The sequence below is a fragment of the Streptomyces lydicus genome, from assembly GCF_004125265.1.
GTDB classification, from domain to species: domain Bacteria; phylum Actinomycetota; class Actinomycetes; order Streptomycetales; family Streptomycetaceae; genus Streptomyces; species Streptomyces lydicus_C.
On sequence record NZ_RDTE01000003.1, the window covers coordinates 3,763,524 to 3,777,702 of the forward strand.

At 71.2% G+C, this 14,179-nt stretch carries 13 protein-coding genes; 4 read left to right on the plus strand and 9 right to left on the minus strand.

What is annotated here, in order from left to right; genetic code table 11:
* Positions 1-35: 35 nt before the first annotated feature.
* The 3 genes from tgmC to D9V36_RS18865 all read right to left on the minus strand — a co-directional run bounded on the left by tgmC (position 36) and on the right by D9V36_RS18865 (position 1,938).
* Entirely contained in the window at positions 36-1,259 is a 1,224-nt protein-coding gene (gene tgmC, locus D9V36_RS18855) for an ATP-grasp peptide maturase system methyltransferase (RefSeq protein ID WP_129294815.1), read from the minus strand.
* A 239-nt stretch (positions 1,260-1,498) separates the two neighbouring features.
* A complete protein-coding gene (locus D9V36_RS18860; protein ID WP_241720930.1) occupies positions 1,499-1,663 on the minus strand; it encodes a hypothetical protein in 165 nt (54 codons plus the stop codon).
* Positions 1,660-1,938 (minus strand): hypothetical protein, encoded by a 279-nt coding sequence (locus D9V36_RS18865; RefSeq protein WP_129294817.1) that lies wholly within the window; start codon positions 1,936-1,938, stop codon positions 1,660-1,662. The genes D9V36_RS18860 and D9V36_RS18865 overlap by 4 nt, the downstream gene beginning before the upstream one ends.
* A 107-nt stretch (positions 1,939-2,045) precedes the next feature.
* Between D9V36_RS18865 and D9V36_RS18870 the strand changes: the two genes are divergently transcribed.
* From D9V36_RS18870 to D9V36_RS18880, 3 genes are all read left to right on the plus strand, one after another.
* Entirely contained in the window at positions 2,046-2,882 is an 837-nt protein-coding gene (locus D9V36_RS18870; protein WP_129294818.1) for a helix-turn-helix domain-containing protein, read from the plus strand.
* Positions 2,879-3,076, plus strand: coding sequence for a DUF397 domain-containing protein (locus tag D9V36_RS18875; RefSeq protein ID WP_129294819.1), 198 nt, complete (start codon positions 2,879-2,881; stop codon positions 3,074-3,076). The genes D9V36_RS18870 and D9V36_RS18875 overlap by 4 nt, the downstream gene beginning before the upstream one ends.
* A 615-nt stretch (positions 3,077-3,691) precedes the next feature.
* On the plus strand, positions 3,692-4,831 hold the full coding sequence (locus tag D9V36_RS18880) for a hypothetical protein (protein WP_164992979.1): 1,140 nt from the start codon (positions 3,692-3,694) through the stop codon (positions 4,829-4,831).
* A gap of 184 nt (positions 4,832-5,015) precedes the next feature.
* Here the strand turns inward: D9V36_RS18880 and D9V36_RS18885 are convergent, their stop codons facing one another.
* The 5 genes from D9V36_RS18885 to D9V36_RS18905 form a co-directional block, all read right to left on the minus strand.
* A complete protein-coding gene (locus tag D9V36_RS18885; protein WP_129294821.1) occupies positions 5,016-5,435 on the minus strand; it encodes an NUDIX hydrolase in 420 nt (139 codons plus the stop codon).
* A 151-nt stretch (positions 5,436-5,586) separates the two neighbouring features.
* Complete coding sequence (locus tag D9V36_RS18890; protein ID WP_129294822.1) at positions 5,587-6,903, minus strand: CHAD domain-containing protein; 1,317 nt, start codon at positions 6,901-6,903, stop codon at positions 5,587-5,589.
* Positions 6,904-7,090: 187 nt separating this feature from the next.
* A complete protein-coding gene (locus tag D9V36_RS18895; protein ID WP_164992980.1) occupies positions 7,091-9,373 on the minus strand; it encodes an RNA degradosome polyphosphate kinase in 2,283 nt (760 codons plus the stop codon).
* Positions 9,374-9,861: 488 nt separating this feature from the next.
* Positions 9,862-10,902 carry an ABC transporter permease gene (locus D9V36_RS18900; RefSeq protein ID WP_129294824.1) on the minus strand — a complete coding sequence of 347 codons (1,041 nt, stop codon included), beginning with the start codon at positions 10,900-10,902 and terminating at the stop codon, positions 9,862-9,864.
* A complete protein-coding gene (locus D9V36_RS18905; RefSeq protein ID WP_347239720.1) occupies positions 10,899-12,122 on the minus strand; it encodes an ABC transporter ATP-binding protein in 1,224 nt (407 codons plus the stop codon). The genes D9V36_RS18900 and D9V36_RS18905 overlap by 4 nt, the downstream gene beginning before the upstream one ends.
* 92 nt (positions 12,123-12,214) lie before the next feature.
* Here D9V36_RS18905 and D9V36_RS18910 point away from each other — a divergent pair, with 92 nt between their 5' ends.
* Positions 12,215-12,868, plus strand: coding sequence for a GNAT family N-acetyltransferase (locus tag D9V36_RS18910; RefSeq protein ID WP_129294825.1), 654 nt, complete (start codon positions 12,215-12,217; stop codon positions 12,866-12,868).
* A 200-nt stretch (positions 12,869-13,068) separates the two neighbouring features.
* Here D9V36_RS18910 and mshD read toward each other — a convergent pair whose 3' ends face one another.
* Positions 13,069-14,007: a mycothiol synthase gene (gene mshD / locus D9V36_RS18915; RefSeq protein ID WP_241720931.1), complete on the minus strand. Its 939-nt coding sequence runs from the start codon at positions 14,005-14,007 to the stop codon at positions 13,069-13,071.
* Positions 14,008-14,179: the final 172 nt, after the last annotated feature.

Sequence of the window (14,179 nt, forward strand, 5' to 3'; positions counted from 1 at the left end):
TACGTGGGCTCGCTCAGCCGTCGCTCAGCCGTCGCTCACGCGAGACGGTGCTGCCAGATGAGCAACGGGGCGTCCTCGATCCAGTACGTGTGGGACGTGTCCGTGATGTGGAGCCGTACGGCGGAAATGTCGGGGCGGCCCGCGTTCTGCCATGAGGCCAGAGCCCGTTCGACGTCGTCCCACAGGGCCACGGGGCCGCCCTGGCGGACCGTCCAGGCATCGCCGGCGCCGCTGAACTCGGCGAAGGACTCGCGCTCCGGATCAAAGACGTACAGGAGCCGGCCACCTTCGGGTGTTGTAGCGCGGACGAACTGAGCCCCCGGCGCGGCGAGCTGGGCGAGGAAAGCGGGCATCCACTCTTCCAGCAGGGTGGGCGGAAAGTCTGCCTGCCGCTCGCTGTCGGCGTAGGCCGCGCGGGCGGACAGATCTCCGGAGACCGGCGGTGCGGCCTGGGAGCGTGCCTGCATGAAGGAGGAGCGGCCGGTGATCCTTCCCTCGGCGGTGCCGTCCGCGCCCACGACGACCTTGGCCAGGCCCGTGCCGTAGCCCCAGGAGCCGCCGACGGTGGCCAGGATGATGCCGCCCGGCTCGGTCTGCCTGATCCAGGTGTAGGGGATCCGGCGGACGGCGCAGGTGGCGATGACACGGTCGTACGGGGCGCGGCGGGGGTGGCCGAGCAGCCCGTCCCCGGTCACGGTCCACGTCTCGAATCCGGCCGTCTTCAACGCGGCGTCCGCGCGGGCCGACACGGCGGGGTCAACCTCCACCGTCGTCACGTTGTCCGCACCGAGCCGGTGACACATCAGGGCCGCGGAATAGCCGGTGCCCGTGCCGATCTCCAGCACGCGGTGTCCGGCGTCGGCCTCCAGGCGCTCGATCATGTCCAGCACGGTGACCGGGGCGGTGGACGACGACGTGGGCGAGCCCGTCACCGGAGCGCTGACCTGGTCGGCGGTCAGGTGTCCGTCGAGCTGTGTGGTCAGGGACCGGTCGCTGTAGGCGATCTGTGCCCACTCGGCCGGATCGGACCCGAGTGCGGTCACCGGCCGCCACCGGCCGCCCTCCTCGGGCAGGAACACTCCAGGGTGCAGGAACAGCTCACGCGGTACGGCTTCCACCGCCGCGCGCCATGCGGGAGTGGTGAGGACTCCGGCCTTCTCCAGCCGGTCGGCGAGGGCACGCCGTTCGGGCGCGGTGTCGGTCTCGGTGTCGCTCTTGGTCTCGGTGTCGGTCTCGGTCGTTTCGGTGGGCGCGATCATTGCGCGATCTCCTCTCTCTTGCCGGGCTCGGCCCGGTTCGGGCCCGGCCCGGCCCATAAGCGGAGTGACGCCCCGTCCACGCCGGTGGCGGAGGGGTCTGTCGTCCGGATCCAGGGAACCGGGGCGGGGGATGTAGACCACACCGGACTTCACGTCCAGCGCACCCCCGTGCGGAGTCCATGGCCCTTGAGGGCTGTTCTCGTACGGCGTGCCCGCGAAGGGGTCGGCGGTGGTGGTCGCTACGGCCGGGAGCCCCACTGCTCCGCCTCGCTCTCCACCGGCACTCCGTCGTGCTGAGGATGCCGCCGCAGCAACACACGGCAGTCGACGGCCTTCGACTTGTCGCCGTTCCTCACGGCAGCTGCCAGTTCGGCGCGCAGCCTCCGGCACTCGTCGCAGCTCACAGCGACCGCCCCAGCGGTCCGTACTGCTGCCACCGCGCGTAGTCCTGATGCATGCGTGCGCGAAGGCGGGTCAAGGCTTCGCTGTCGTTTTCGCGGTCGCTGTCGTTGTCGTTGCCGGCGGCCCGCTCGTGCTCCGGATCGTCGTCGGCAGCAGGGCTGTTGGGCACGCAGCCGTCCACGGGCAGGGGCACGGGCCCGCCGGTCGGGTCGTCCGCGTCGCTGGGGTGCTGAGCGGTGGGAGTGGGGGGATCGGGGGGAGTGCCTTTCCGGCTCAACGCCGACTCCTCTCTGTAGTCATTCCACTACCAGGGCGGCTCAGACTGACCTAGAGTCGGAAGCTGTTCAACCTGTTAGAGGAGGAGGAAGCGTTGGTGAAAGCTCGTTGAATCGCAAGGAGTTGACGCCGGACCACAGCCCTCGGGAAGCGTTCGGGGCGCGTCTACGCAGCTCGCGGGAAGCACGCGGCTGGACACAAGAGGAGCTTGCCGAGCGGCTGGGGTACTCCAGTACGCACGTGTCAGCGGTCGAAACTGGTCGCAAGCCCCCGACTTTGCGCTTTTCGCGCAGTGCCGACCGAGCATTCGGCATCGAAGGCACCGTGGACACCTTCGAACGTCAGTGGCGCGAGATCCGGCACGGCAGCCTGTTGGAAGGCTTCCCGGAGTACGTCAGCCACGAGGGCCGGGCGGCGGAGATCCGGTTGTACGAAGTGGGCGTCATTCCTGGCCTGCTCCAGACACCGGAATACGCGTCCGTAATCGTCGAGAGCGCCGTCAAGCGCGGAGCGATCACGCCCGAGCAGGCGCACGAGCGGATGTCACTCGTGGCGGAACGGCAGGCGAAACTGGTTCGTACGCCCTCGCCGCTGGTCTTCGTGGTGCTGGACGAGAGCTGCATCCGTCGACCCATCGGCGGATCCGCCATCATGGACGCGCAGTTGGCGCGGCTGCTCGAGTTCGCCGAGTTGCCGAACACGGTTCTCCACGTCGCCCCGTTCGACATGGGAGAGCGCCGCCCGTTCAGCCTGCCGATCACGGTGCTGACGCTGCCGGATCGCTCGCTCATGTCGTACGCGGAGTCGTCTCAACGGGGCCATCTTGAGCGGGAAAGCACCTCGGTGCTGCCCATACTGACGGCCTACCATCAGCTACAGGCCGACGCCCCCTCTCAAGCGGCGTCCGTGGCCATGATCAATCAGCTACGAAAGGGCACCCCGTGACCGAACCCCTCCGATGGGTCAAATCCTCGTACAGCGAAAACGGCGGACAGTGCATCGAGTGGGCACCGGAGCACGCGGCGGCCCACGGTGTCGTGCCCGTTCGGGACAGCAAGAACCTGAACGGCCCGGCGCTCGCCTTCCCCGCCCCGCAGTGGGCTCACTTCGTGGAGTACGCCAAGGGGCAGGCCATCTGACCCCGTACACGTACAGCCGAGGGCCCTTCCCGCACACCCGGGGAGGGCCCTCGCGACGTCTCGGAGGACAACCTCCCCACGGCGAAGCGTGAGGCGGTCCGCCCCGCCTTTGTTCCACTTCGTTTCCACCACGCCCGAACAGGCGACCGTGCTGCGCAGGGGGAACTCGGCCTGGAGCTGCGCTGAACGCATACCGTCCGGCACTTGAATCGCGAACTATCTCCCTCAGATGGTGGATGTACCTCCGGCTGCCCGCGCCTACGTTGATGCCGCCACGGTGGCCCGGGAGCACGGGGTGAACCGGTGTCCGGCCAGGGTCTTCGGCTTGGGGCTGGAGGCCGTGCCGCGAGTACCGCTCAGGGTCCGCTCAGGGTCCGCTCAGGGTCCGCTCGGGGGCACCTGACCCGGCTCAGCGCCAGGTGGTCGCAGTGCCGGAAACACGAAGAAAAAACGAAGGGGAAGTGGCTCATGCCCACTGAACAAGTCCCGCGAAGTGCGACGCGAAGAATTCCTGCGTTCCTGGCGGTCGCACTCACCATTCCGCTGTCACTGCTGGCCACCGCGCCCGCTCATGCAGAAGACCCCTCGTGTGACAAGAGTTCCAACACCGGGTGCATGACCATCGCCGCCGTGCAGCACGATGTCTCCGGGATAGCGGTTACCGGGAACCCGAATGGTGCCGTTGACCTGCTGAATGACGGCTCGTCGGACAGCAACGACGTCGTCCTGCGGCCCTCGGACAAGGGCACGGTGCCGAGCGATCAGTGGAGCTTCAAGCCCAGCCCCGACAACGACGGCAGCTTCCAGATCGCCAACAACATCCCCAGCAAGAGCGGCTGCGTCGAAATTGACGACAATGGCTACCTCACCATGAACGTCACCTGCGATGCCACGGACCAGAAGCAGCTGTTCTACGCCCAGCCGGTCAACAACACCCCGGCCAACACCTACCTGATCCGGCGCGTCGACAACGACGAATGCATCACGTCGCACTGGGACCAGTACGCCTCCCCCTACGCCGGCGGTGCCGCCCTCCAGATGAATTCCGTTGGCTGCGCCGATGGAGTGGGCGCCGGCGGGGGCGCCACCAATGAGCAGTGGACCGCGACCGCGGCCCCCGGTGACGGTGCGAGCGGCCCGACCCTCGACGATCTGGCGACGCAGTACGCGTTGACCCAGCGCGACAAGGGATCCGGCGTCATCACGGCGAGTTCGTACACCATCACCGACGACTCCCAGCCCGCCCACCTCGGGCCCTACCAGCTCGTTTCCACATCGAGTGACCAGCAGAACTCCTCTCCCGTCTGCACGAACTCCAGCGGGCCTTCCGGCGGTAACCTGAGCTGCTCCATGAACTGGACGCAGTCCTCGGCGGACATGGTCAGCCAAACGGACACCCTCGGCGTCAATGTCACGATCGGACCGGGATCAGAGGCCAAGAGCCCACTGAAATCCGACGTCCAGCTCGGATACCAACACACCTGGACGGAAACTCAGACCACCACCGAGGCATCGGGAACCAGTTACACCATTGATGTTCCGCCCGGCCAGACAGCGTGGTTGGCGCGAGCCTTGGCGCTCAAGACGACCACCGGCGACTGGACACTCAGCAACGATGTCGGGTCGACGTGGACACACCACATGACCGTCACCATGCCGGTGGAGGGCGTCGACAACGTGCACAGCGTCATCGCAAAATGCACCACGGATTCCACGGACCCCGGGTGCACGGCTTCCAAGCCCGGTGGGGTGTAGTCAGCGGGAGCAATTCGCCCGTGTCCGCGCGGGCTGATTGACCCCGGTTAATTCCGGTGAATTCCGTGAATTCCGGTAAATTCCTGTTGATCCCGGCTGCCCCGTATATCCGGGGCAGTCGGGATCGGTGATTTGCGAGCGGGCGGGCGGGCGGCCTCCCCGAATCGCGGACGGTGCTCGGGCATCACGCCAGATGCAGCGCCGCGAGCAAGGCGTCCACCAGGGGACGGTCCCGTTCCTGGGTGAGGCGGAGGCGGGCGTCGGCGGGCGAGAGCCAGACCATGCGGTCGACCTCGCTGTTCGGGGTGAAGGCTCCGGCGACCGCTTCTGCCGCCCAGTAGCGGACCTGCTTGGGGCGGCCGCCCGCGAGGTAGAAGGCGGTGGGCAGCGGGGCTCCGGGGCGGCACTGCATACCGGTCTCCTCCGCCACCTCGCGCACCGCGCCGGCCAGCGGGTCCTCGCCACGTTTCAGCTTGCCCTTGGGGTGGGACCAGTCGTCGTACTTGGGGCGGTGGACGAGCGCGATCTCCAGCCCGTCCTCGGAGTGGGCGCGACGCCACAGGACGCATCCCGCCGCTCGAATTGGCTTCTGAGGCACTGTCACATGATCACCCCTCTGATCACCCCTCTGCGTCTGCCGCTCCTTCGGCCCACTCCGTGTTCTCAGCCGTCCGTACGATTCTTCTGCGCTTCTCTCCGGCTTCTCGGCCCTTCTCTGCGTTTCCTCTGCGCTTCCTCTGCGCCTTCCTGCGTTCTCAGTTCGCCCGTTCCGGTGTCCGGGGCAGCCACACGCGGCCGAAGGCGAAGCGGGCCGCCTCCACCTCGTGTCGCTGGTCGGCGTGCAGCACTCCGAGGGCGTACGCCGTGGCCGGGGTGATCCGGGGGGTGCGGGCCGCGGCGGCGGCAGCGGCGGCGGCCTCCGCGGCGTCGCGGTGCCACTCCAGCGCCCGGCCGGCCTCCGCCAGCCGGAAGTCGGCGTACTCCGGCGCCAGCACCTCCCGGGCGTAGCGGCTCAGTCGCACCAGCAGCCGGACCTGGTGCCAGGGCGCGTCCTGGCGCTGGTCGGCGGCGAGCGCGGCGGCGTTGTACGGGTATCCGGCGCGGGACAGCGGCAGTGCGGCGACCGCCTCCGCGAGCCGGCGGTGGGCCTGCTCGGCGAGTGGCGGCAGTGCCTCGGCGGCGGGCAGCTCGGTGGTCGTACGGGCGAGCGGCGCCTCGGAGGCCAGTACCGCCACGGAGTCGGCGACGGCGTGGAAGCGGGTGGAGCCCAGGGCCTGCAGCGCGGCGGTGTGGGCGCGGGTGCGGGCGAGGGTGAGCTGGCGGTCCAGCAGGGCCCCGGCCCGTGCCGCACCGGCCGCCAGGGCGCCGTCGGGATCCGGGTCGGTGGCGGAACTCGCGGCGGATGTGGTGGCGGACGTGGTGGCCGAGGTGGTGGCCGAAGGCGTGGCGGACGTCGCGGACGACGCGGTGGTCAGGGCGGCGGGGCCGGTGGCGGAGCCCGTGGCGGGGCGGCCCGTGGTCGTGCGGTCGCCCCGCTTGCTGCGGTCCGGCCTGCCCTGGCGGTCGCCCCGATCGCCCCGATCGCCACGGTCGTTCCGGTCGGTGCGGCCGGTCAGTCGTTGCAGTGCGGTCATCAGCCGCTCGCGGCGTGCGGCGCAGACCTGTTCGCGGGCCAGTGCGCCGGACAGCCAGCCCAGTTCGGTGGTGAGCTGGTCGGCCCAGACCTCCTCGGTCAGCGGGCGGAAGGTGTGCAGGGTGGCGCTGATCCGGCGGGCGGCGCGGCGCAGCTGGCGGGCGGCCTCGCCGGCGCCCTCCGCATCCGAACCGCTCTCCCGGTGCAGGCGCAGGCTGCGCAGGAATTCCGCCGACTGCTGGTGCAGATAGCCGGCGAGGACTTCCTCGGCCGTACGCCCGGCCAGGGCGGCGTCGAAGTCGGTTCCGGGACCGATTCCGGGGGCGGTACCAGGGTCGGTTCCGGGATCGACCCCGCTGCCGCGTCCGGTGCCGGCTCGGGGTCCCGTGCCCACGCCCCGGCCGTCGCCTGCGGAGTCGTGGGCGACGTCGTGAGTCATGAGCGGCCGGTGCGCCGCGCCGTCCCGGCCGCGGCTCGCGTCGTCCGGCCGTGGTGTGCCGCCGGCTCCTGGGTACGGGCCGCCCGCTCCTGGGTTCGGGCCGTCCACCACTGCCGCACGGGCGCCGGGCGCTGGGCCGGGCTCGTATCCGGTGCCGAGGAGACCCGCGGGCCCTCCGGTCGGCTGGTCATGTCGCTGGGCCACGCCGGCGCCTCCGGGCGTCGATGAGCATTTCTTGAATGTTGCGCAGCGGCGCGCCGTCCGCGTCCGCCGCATGCCGGGTCCAGTCGCCGTCCTGGCCGAGGTGCCAGGAGGACGTGGTGTCCGACATCCCCGTCTCCAGCATCCGGTTGAGGGAGGCGCGGTGCGCCGGGTCGGTGACCCGTACCAGCGCCTCGATCCGGCGGTCGAGGTTGCGGTGCATCATGTCGGCGCTGCCCAGCCATACTTCGGGCTCGCCGCCGTTGCCGAAGATGAAGACCCGGGAGTGCTCCAGGAAGCGGCCGAGGATGCTGCGGACGCGGATGTTCTCGCTCAGGCCGGTGACCCCGGGGCGCAGCGCGCAGATGCCGCGTACCCAGATGTCGACCGGGACGCCGGCCTGGGAGGCTCGGTAGAGCGCGTCGATGACGGCCTCGTCGACCATCGAGTTGACCTTGATGCGGACGTAGGCGGGACCGCCCGCCCGCTGCCCGGCGATCTCCTTGTTGATGCGCTGTATCAGGCCGTCCCGCAGGGACTTGGGGGCGACCAGGAGACGGCGGTAGGTCTCGCGGCGTGAGTAGCCGGAGAGCCGGTTGAAGAGGTCGGAGAGGTCGGCGCCCACCTGCGGGTCGGCGGTCAGCAGGCCCAGGTCCTCGTAGAGCCGGGCCGTCTTGGGGTGGTAGTTGCCGGTCCCCACATGGGAGTAGCGGCGCAGCATCTCGCCTTCCTGGCGGACGACGAGCGAGAGCTTGGAGTGCGTCTTGAGGCCGACCAGCCCGTAGACGACATGGCAGCCGGACTCCTCCAGCTTGCGCGCCCACTTGATGTTGGCCTGTTCATCGAAGCGGGCCTTGATCTCGACGAGGACGAGGACCTGCTTGCCGGATTCCGCGGCGTCTATCAGGGCGTCCACGATCGGCGAGTCGCCGGAGGTGCGGTAGAGCGTCTGCTTGATGGCGAGGACGTCCGGGTCGGCGGCGGCCTGCTCCAGGAACGCCTGCACCGAGGTGGAGAAGGAGTCGTAGGGGTGGTGGAGGAGGACGTCGCGGGCGCGCAGGGCGGCGAAGATGTCCGGCGCGGACGCCGATTCCACCTCGGCGAGGTCACGGTGGGTGCCGGCGACGAACTTGGGGTACTTGAGCTCGGGCCGGTCCAGCGCGCCGATCCCGAAGAGGCCGGTCAGGTCCAGCGGGCCGGGCAGCGGATAGACCTCGGCATCGGAGATCTTCAGCTCCTGGACGAGCAGATCGAGCACCGCCGGGTCGATGGACTCCTCGACCTCCAGGCGGACCGGCGGTCCGAAGCGGCGCCGCATCAGCTCCTTCTCCAGGGCCTGGAGAAGGTTCTCCGCGTCGTCCTCCTCGACCTCCAGGTCCTCGTTGCGGGTCACCCGGAACATGTGGTGCGCCCGCACCTCCATGCCGGGGAACAGCTCCTCCAGGTGGGCGGCGATGACGTCCTCGATGGGGACGTAGCGCTGTGGGGAGGCCTCCAGGAAGCGGGAGAGCAGCGGTGGCACCTTGACCCGGGCGAAGTGGTCGTGGCCGCTGACCGGGTTGCGTACGACGACGGCCAGGTTCAGCGAGAGGCCGGAGATGTACGGGAAGGGGTGGGCCGGGTCCACCGCCAGGGGGGTGAGCACCGGGAAGATCTGCTGGCGGAAGAGGGTGAACAGGCGGGCCTGCTCCTTCTCGGTCAGCTCGGGCCAGCGGATCAGATGAATGCCCTGGTCGGCGAGCTCGGGGGCGATGTCCTGCTGGAAGCAGGCGGCGTGCCGGGCCATGAGTTCGCGCGAGCGGGTCCAGATCAGGTCCAGCACCTCGCGGGGCTGGAGGCCGGACGCGGAGCGGGTGGCGACGCCGGTGGCTATCCGTCGCTTGAGTCCGGCCACCCTGACCATGAAGAACTCGTCCAGGTTGCTGGCGAAAATCGCCAGGAAGTTAGCCCGTTCGAGTAGCGGGGTGGCCGGGTCCTCGGCCAGTTCGAGCACCCGCTCGTTGAAGGCCAGCCAGCTGCGCTCACGGTCCAGGAACCGGCCGCTGGGCAGTTCCTCGCCGTCCGCGCCGACCACGCCCTCGTCCTCGTACGCGTCGGGATCGGCGTCCAGGTCGGGCTCCAGGCCGGGCACCGTGCCCCGGACCGCCTGCGGGCGGTGCGCGGCGATGGAACCCACGGAAGGCTGGGCCGAGGGCGCCGCAGCGCGCGGGGGCTGCGGGGTGGGCACCTCGGGCTGGGCCTGTGCCTGAGCGCTGGGCTGCTGGTTCATGAACCTATTCTTCCGCGTCCGGGGGGTTCCAGGCGCGTCAGAGGGAGGCGGCGGCGCGAGATGGAGCCTCGGGTGGGGGCCGTTCGGCACAGCGGGCTGCATTCACCGATGCTCGCAAGCGACGTTGAATCGCCGGTAACGCGGACATGGCGGCCAGGCAAGCGGGGTGCTACTCCACGGCGTTGGGCGAGGGCCGGGGCGGCTGCGGGCCGTTGACAGGACCGCCGGGCCCAGGAGCCGCGGCCGGGCGGCTCCTGCGGCGGTGTGCCCCGGGAGCCGGGCCCGGGGGCCGCCGCCGGGGCGCGCCCCCCTGTGCTTCCCCCGGGGCTGCCTTTGTCACACGCATGGTGCCGCCCGGGTTGCGGGGCGGCTGCGGCGGGGCCTCACGACGGGCACCGCGGCGAGAGGCGGCCGTGGGCCCGTAGGCCCGTGGGCCTGTGGCCCCATGCGCCCGTAGGCCCGTAGGCCCGTAGGCCCATGCGCCCGGTTCAGCCGTGCCGGCGCCGCATCACCCGGAAGGCGATCACCGTCAGCACCGCCGCCACCGCCAGCACGATCCCGGCCTCGATCCACGCCAGCGGCCAGTGGTGCGACGCCGGGTGGTGGTCCATGTACTGGCCGGCCACGTCGTGCTGCCGCATACAGGCCTGGAAGCCGGGGGACGGATCGCACGGGGTGTCGGGCAGCAGGTCGCCGGAGCGGGTGTAGTTGCCCTGGCCGACGAGCCAGGCGTCGTCCGGCAGCTGGGCCGGGCGGCTGTTCGGGAACTTGGTCGTCACGACCGGCAGCAGATAGGGCCTGAGCTGGGACAGCACCACCTGCAGCGCCACCAAGGCGGCGAGCGTGACGCCCATCGACAGCACCGTACGGCGCAGCAGCAGACCGGCCAGTGCGCCGACCGCCAGGGCCAGCAGGGAGTAGGCGACCGGCACCGGGCCGAGCGCGAGGAAGCCGAGGGTCGAGTACCAGTAGAAGCCGGAGACCTCGTCGCCGGCGACCTGCCACAGCCAGCTGCAGGCCAGCGAGAGCCCCGTGGTGGCGGTCAGGACGACCAGCGCGGGCAGGCAGATCTTCGCCGCCAGCCAGCGCAGCGGGCCGACCGACTGGGTCAGGACGAGCTTGTGGGTACCGGCCTCCAGCTCGCGGGCGATCAGCGGGGCGCCGAGGAACAGCCCGACCAGGGCGGGCAGCAGCACCAGGCCCACTTCGACGAGCCGCAGGGACGAGCCGTAGGTATCGCGGAAGGTGGTGACCGCCTCCTGGGTGTGGGCGCAGCGCGGATCGAGGGAGATCTGCGAGCAGCCGGCGATGTGGTGGGCGTCGATGAAGGAGGCCATCTGGCCGCGCAGCACCGCGCACCAGATCGCGCCGCCGGCCGCCGCGGCCAGCAGCACGCCGAAGACCAGCCGGTGCTGGCGCCACACCAGCCAGACGAGACCCTTCAGCGGTGGCAGGCCCGCCTCCCGGGTCCCGCCCGGGCCGCCTGCTGTGCCGCGCCCGTTCGTGCCGGGGTGTGCCGTGGTGGTCATGCTGCCGCTCCCTTGCCGCTGTGGTGGTCGTACCGTGTGCCCGCCGCGCCGCCCGGCGGGTTGTTCCATCCGCTCCATGCGCTCCCTCCGCTCCCTCCGCCCCCTGCGCTCCATGCGCTCCCTCCGCTCCCTCCGCCCCCTGCGCTCCATGCGCTCCCTCCGCTGATTCCGCCCGTACGGCCTGCCGGGCGGGGCGGTCCGTTGCGCGGCATCCCGGGGATCCCCGGATTGCTGCCGGGCCGACGGCGGCGCCGCGCCGGGACCGGCTCCGCACTCGGCACGATCAGCGCGGGCGCGTCGGGCGAGTCAGGCGCATCAGGCGCGCGCAGATAAGCCAGCAGAAGTTCCTCCAGGGACGGGTCCGCGGTCTCCCAGGGCCCGGCGGCGACCGGGCCCTTCCGCCGTACGACGGTGGTGAAATGACGCCCTGACATCTGGGTCTCGACGACCGTGTGCGCCGCGATCGCGGGCGGCAGCGCGCCGTCCCGGTGCGCCCCCATCACCAGGGCGTGCGCCCCGATGACGTCATCGACCTCGCCCGCGAGCCGCACCCGGCCGCCGCCCAGGAGCAGCAGGTGGTCACAGACCCCGTCGAGCTCGGCGAGCAGGTCCGACGACAGCACGACGGTGGTGCCGTGCTCGGCGGCCTGGGCCAGCAGCAGTGCGGTGAACCGGTGCCGGGCGATCGGGTCGAGCCCGGCCAACGGCTCGTCGAGGAGCAGGAGTTCGGGGCTCCTGGCGAAGGCCAGGGCGAGCCCGAGACAGGTGCGCTGCCCGGGGGAGAGGGCGCCGGCCCGGGCGTCGAGGGGCAGTCGGCCCTCCCGGACGATCCGTTCGGCGCACGCCTCGTTCCAGCGGCCGGGGTTGAGGGCGCGACCCATCCGCAGCGTCTCGGCGACCGTCAGCCGCGGATAGAGCGGCTTGCCCTGGGTGACATGGGCGGTCCGGGCGCGGACCGCGGCGCCGGCCGGGCCCTCGCCGTCGATCCGTACGACCCCCTCGCTGGGGCGGGTCAGGCCGGAGACGAGCGAGAGCAGGGTGCTCTTTCCGGCGCCGCCGGGTCCGACCAGCGCGCAGATACGGCCGGCCGGCAGCCGGAAGGTGCAGTCGCGCAGGGCCCAGCGGCGGCGGTGGCGCCGGCCGAGGCCGATCGCCTCCACGGCGGTGCGCCCCGAGGCCCGGCCGGCCACCTCGCCCGCACCCACACCCACTGGCCGCATCACTCGCCCCCTGAGCCATTCCACTAATTAAGTAGTGAAAGGGTGGGGGAATAGGGCTGCGCCTGTCAACCTCCGCTGCCTACGCTGCCGGTGTGCCCCCGCTTCCCGCGCCCGTGACGCCGCCGCTGCCGTACACCCCCGACTACCCGATACGCACCGAACGCCTGGATCTGCGCCCGGTCATCCACGACGATTTCGCCGCGATCCACGCCTACCAGCGCCGCCCCGAGGTCTGCCGCTACCTCTACTGGGGCCCCCTCGACGAGGCCGGTTCCCGGGCCTCCGTCACCGCCAAGACCACCCGCACCGTGCTGCGCGAGTCCGGCGACGTCCTCCAGCTCGCCGTCGTCGTCCGCGAGAGCGGCACCCTGGTCGGCGACGTCACCTTCGTCTGGAACAGCCGCACCCACCGCCAGGGCGGCATCGGCTACGTCTTCCACCCCGACCACGCCGGCCACGGCTACGCCACCGAGGCGAGCCGGGCGCTGCTGAAGCTGGGCTTCGAGGAACTGCACCTGCACCGCATCCAGGCCGAGTTGGACGGGCGCAACACCGCCTCCGCCCGGTTGCTGGAACGGCTGGGGATGCGCCGGGAAGGCCATCTGCGGGAGAACCAGTTCCTCGACGGGGAATGGGCCGACGAGGTCGTCTACGCGATGCTGGCGCGCGAGTGGCGGGCGCAGCAGGAAGAGCGGGCGCAGCGGGAAGAGCGGGCGGGGCAGGAAGAGCGCGCGCGGCAGCGATGACACGGCGGGGCGGAAGGGCGCGCGCCGGCATGACACACCGGCAATGACACAGCGGGGCGGACCCTGGTGGGCCCGCCCCGCTGCATGTTGGTGCAGGTGAGCGGTCGTATGCCGCGCGCTCACCCGCCGTCCGAACTCACGTCTCCGAGCGGCCTCGCCTCTCCGCCCCTCTCATGTCTCCCTCATGTCTCCGCCCCGTCTCACGTCTCCGAGCGGTACATCAGATCCGTCTCGTGCGTGGCGAACCCCATCCGCTCGTACACGCTCACCGCCGCCGCGTTGTCCGCGTCCACGTACAGCATCGCCGTCGGCAGGCCCTGACCGGCCAGATGCCGCAGCCCCACCGAGGTCAGCGCCTTGCCCAGGCCGCCGCCCTGGGCACCCGGGCGGACCCCGAGTACATAGACCTCGCCCAGGCCCTCGTCGGCGTGCACCTTGGTCCAGTGGAAGCCGACCAGCCGGCCGTCCTTCTCCGCCAGGAAGAAGCCCTTCGGGTCGAACCACGCCTCGCCCTTGCGGTCGTCCAGATCGCGCTGGATCAGCGAACCCTGCTCCGGGTGGTGGGCAAAGGCCTCCGCGTTCACCTCCAGCCAGGCCTCGTCGTCGGTGCCGGGCTGGAAGGTCCGCAGGGACACCCCCTCGGGGAGCACCGGCTCCGGCAGCTCCAGGTCCGTCAGCGAGCGCCGCATCTGGCGCAGCTCCCGGAACATCGTCAGCCCCAGGGTCTGGGCGAGATGCCGGGCTGCCGGATGCCCGCCGTGGGCCCAGACCCGCAGCCGGCGCCCGGACTGCTCCAGCAGCTCGCTGCCCAGCGCCCGGCCGTGCCCGCGGCCCCGGTAGCCCGGGTGCACCACCAGCTCGGCGGCCGGTGCCTCCACCGGGTCGGTGTCCTCCAGCTGCCCGTACGCGACCAGCTCCTCGGCCTCGTCGCCACGCAGGTACAGCAGCACATGGCGTACGCCGGGGCGCGGGCCCCCGCGCAGCTGCAGCCGCCCCTGCTCGGACACGGCGGGCTGCCCGTCCGTACGGGCCGCCCGCTCGATCAGCTCGGCGACGGCCGTGGCCTCTTCCGGCGCGAGCTCGTCGACCACCTGGATCCGGCGGCCGGCCCGGCCCATCTCCTGTGCAGCGTCAGTCATGTGTGAAGCGTACGACCCAGTCGGGTTCCCGGCGGGGCACCACCCGCGTTCCCGGAGGGGTACCACCTAGGTTCCCGGAGTGGCAGCCCCCACGCTCCCCGGAGAGGCGCCCCCCTTCCCGGAGGAGCGCCGCCGCTTTCCCGTAGGGGCACCCCCATGCTCCCGGAGGAGT

Bases quoted from the DNA above. Each gene is read 5' to 3' on its own strand.
- tgmC (WP_129294815.1), bottom strand. From the start codon at position 1,259: ATGATCGCGCCCACCGAAACGACCGAGACCGACACCGAGACCAAGAGC.
- D9V36_RS18880 (WP_164992979.1), top strand. From the start codon at position 3,692: ATGACCATCGCCGCCGTGCAGCACGATGTCTCCGGGATAGCGGTTACC.
- D9V36_RS18890 (WP_129294822.1), bottom strand. From the start codon at position 6,903: ATGACTCACGACGTCGCCCACGACTCCGCAGGCGACGGCCGGGGCGTG.
- D9V36_RS18895 (WP_164992980.1), bottom strand. From the start codon at position 9,373: ATGAACCAGCAGCCCAGCGCTCAGGCACAGGCCCAGCCCGAGGTGCCC.
- D9V36_RS18900 (WP_129294824.1), bottom strand. From the start codon at position 10,902: ATGACCACCACGGCACACCCCGGCACGAACGGGCGCGGCACAGCAGGC.
- D9V36_RS18905 (WP_347239720.1), bottom strand. From the start codon at position 12,122: ATGCGGCCAGTGGGTGTGGGTGCGGGCGAGGTGGCCGGCCGGGCCTCG.
- mshD (WP_241720931.1), bottom strand. From the start codon at position 14,007: ATGACTGACGCTGCACAGGAGATGGGCCGGGCCGGCCGCCGGATCCAG.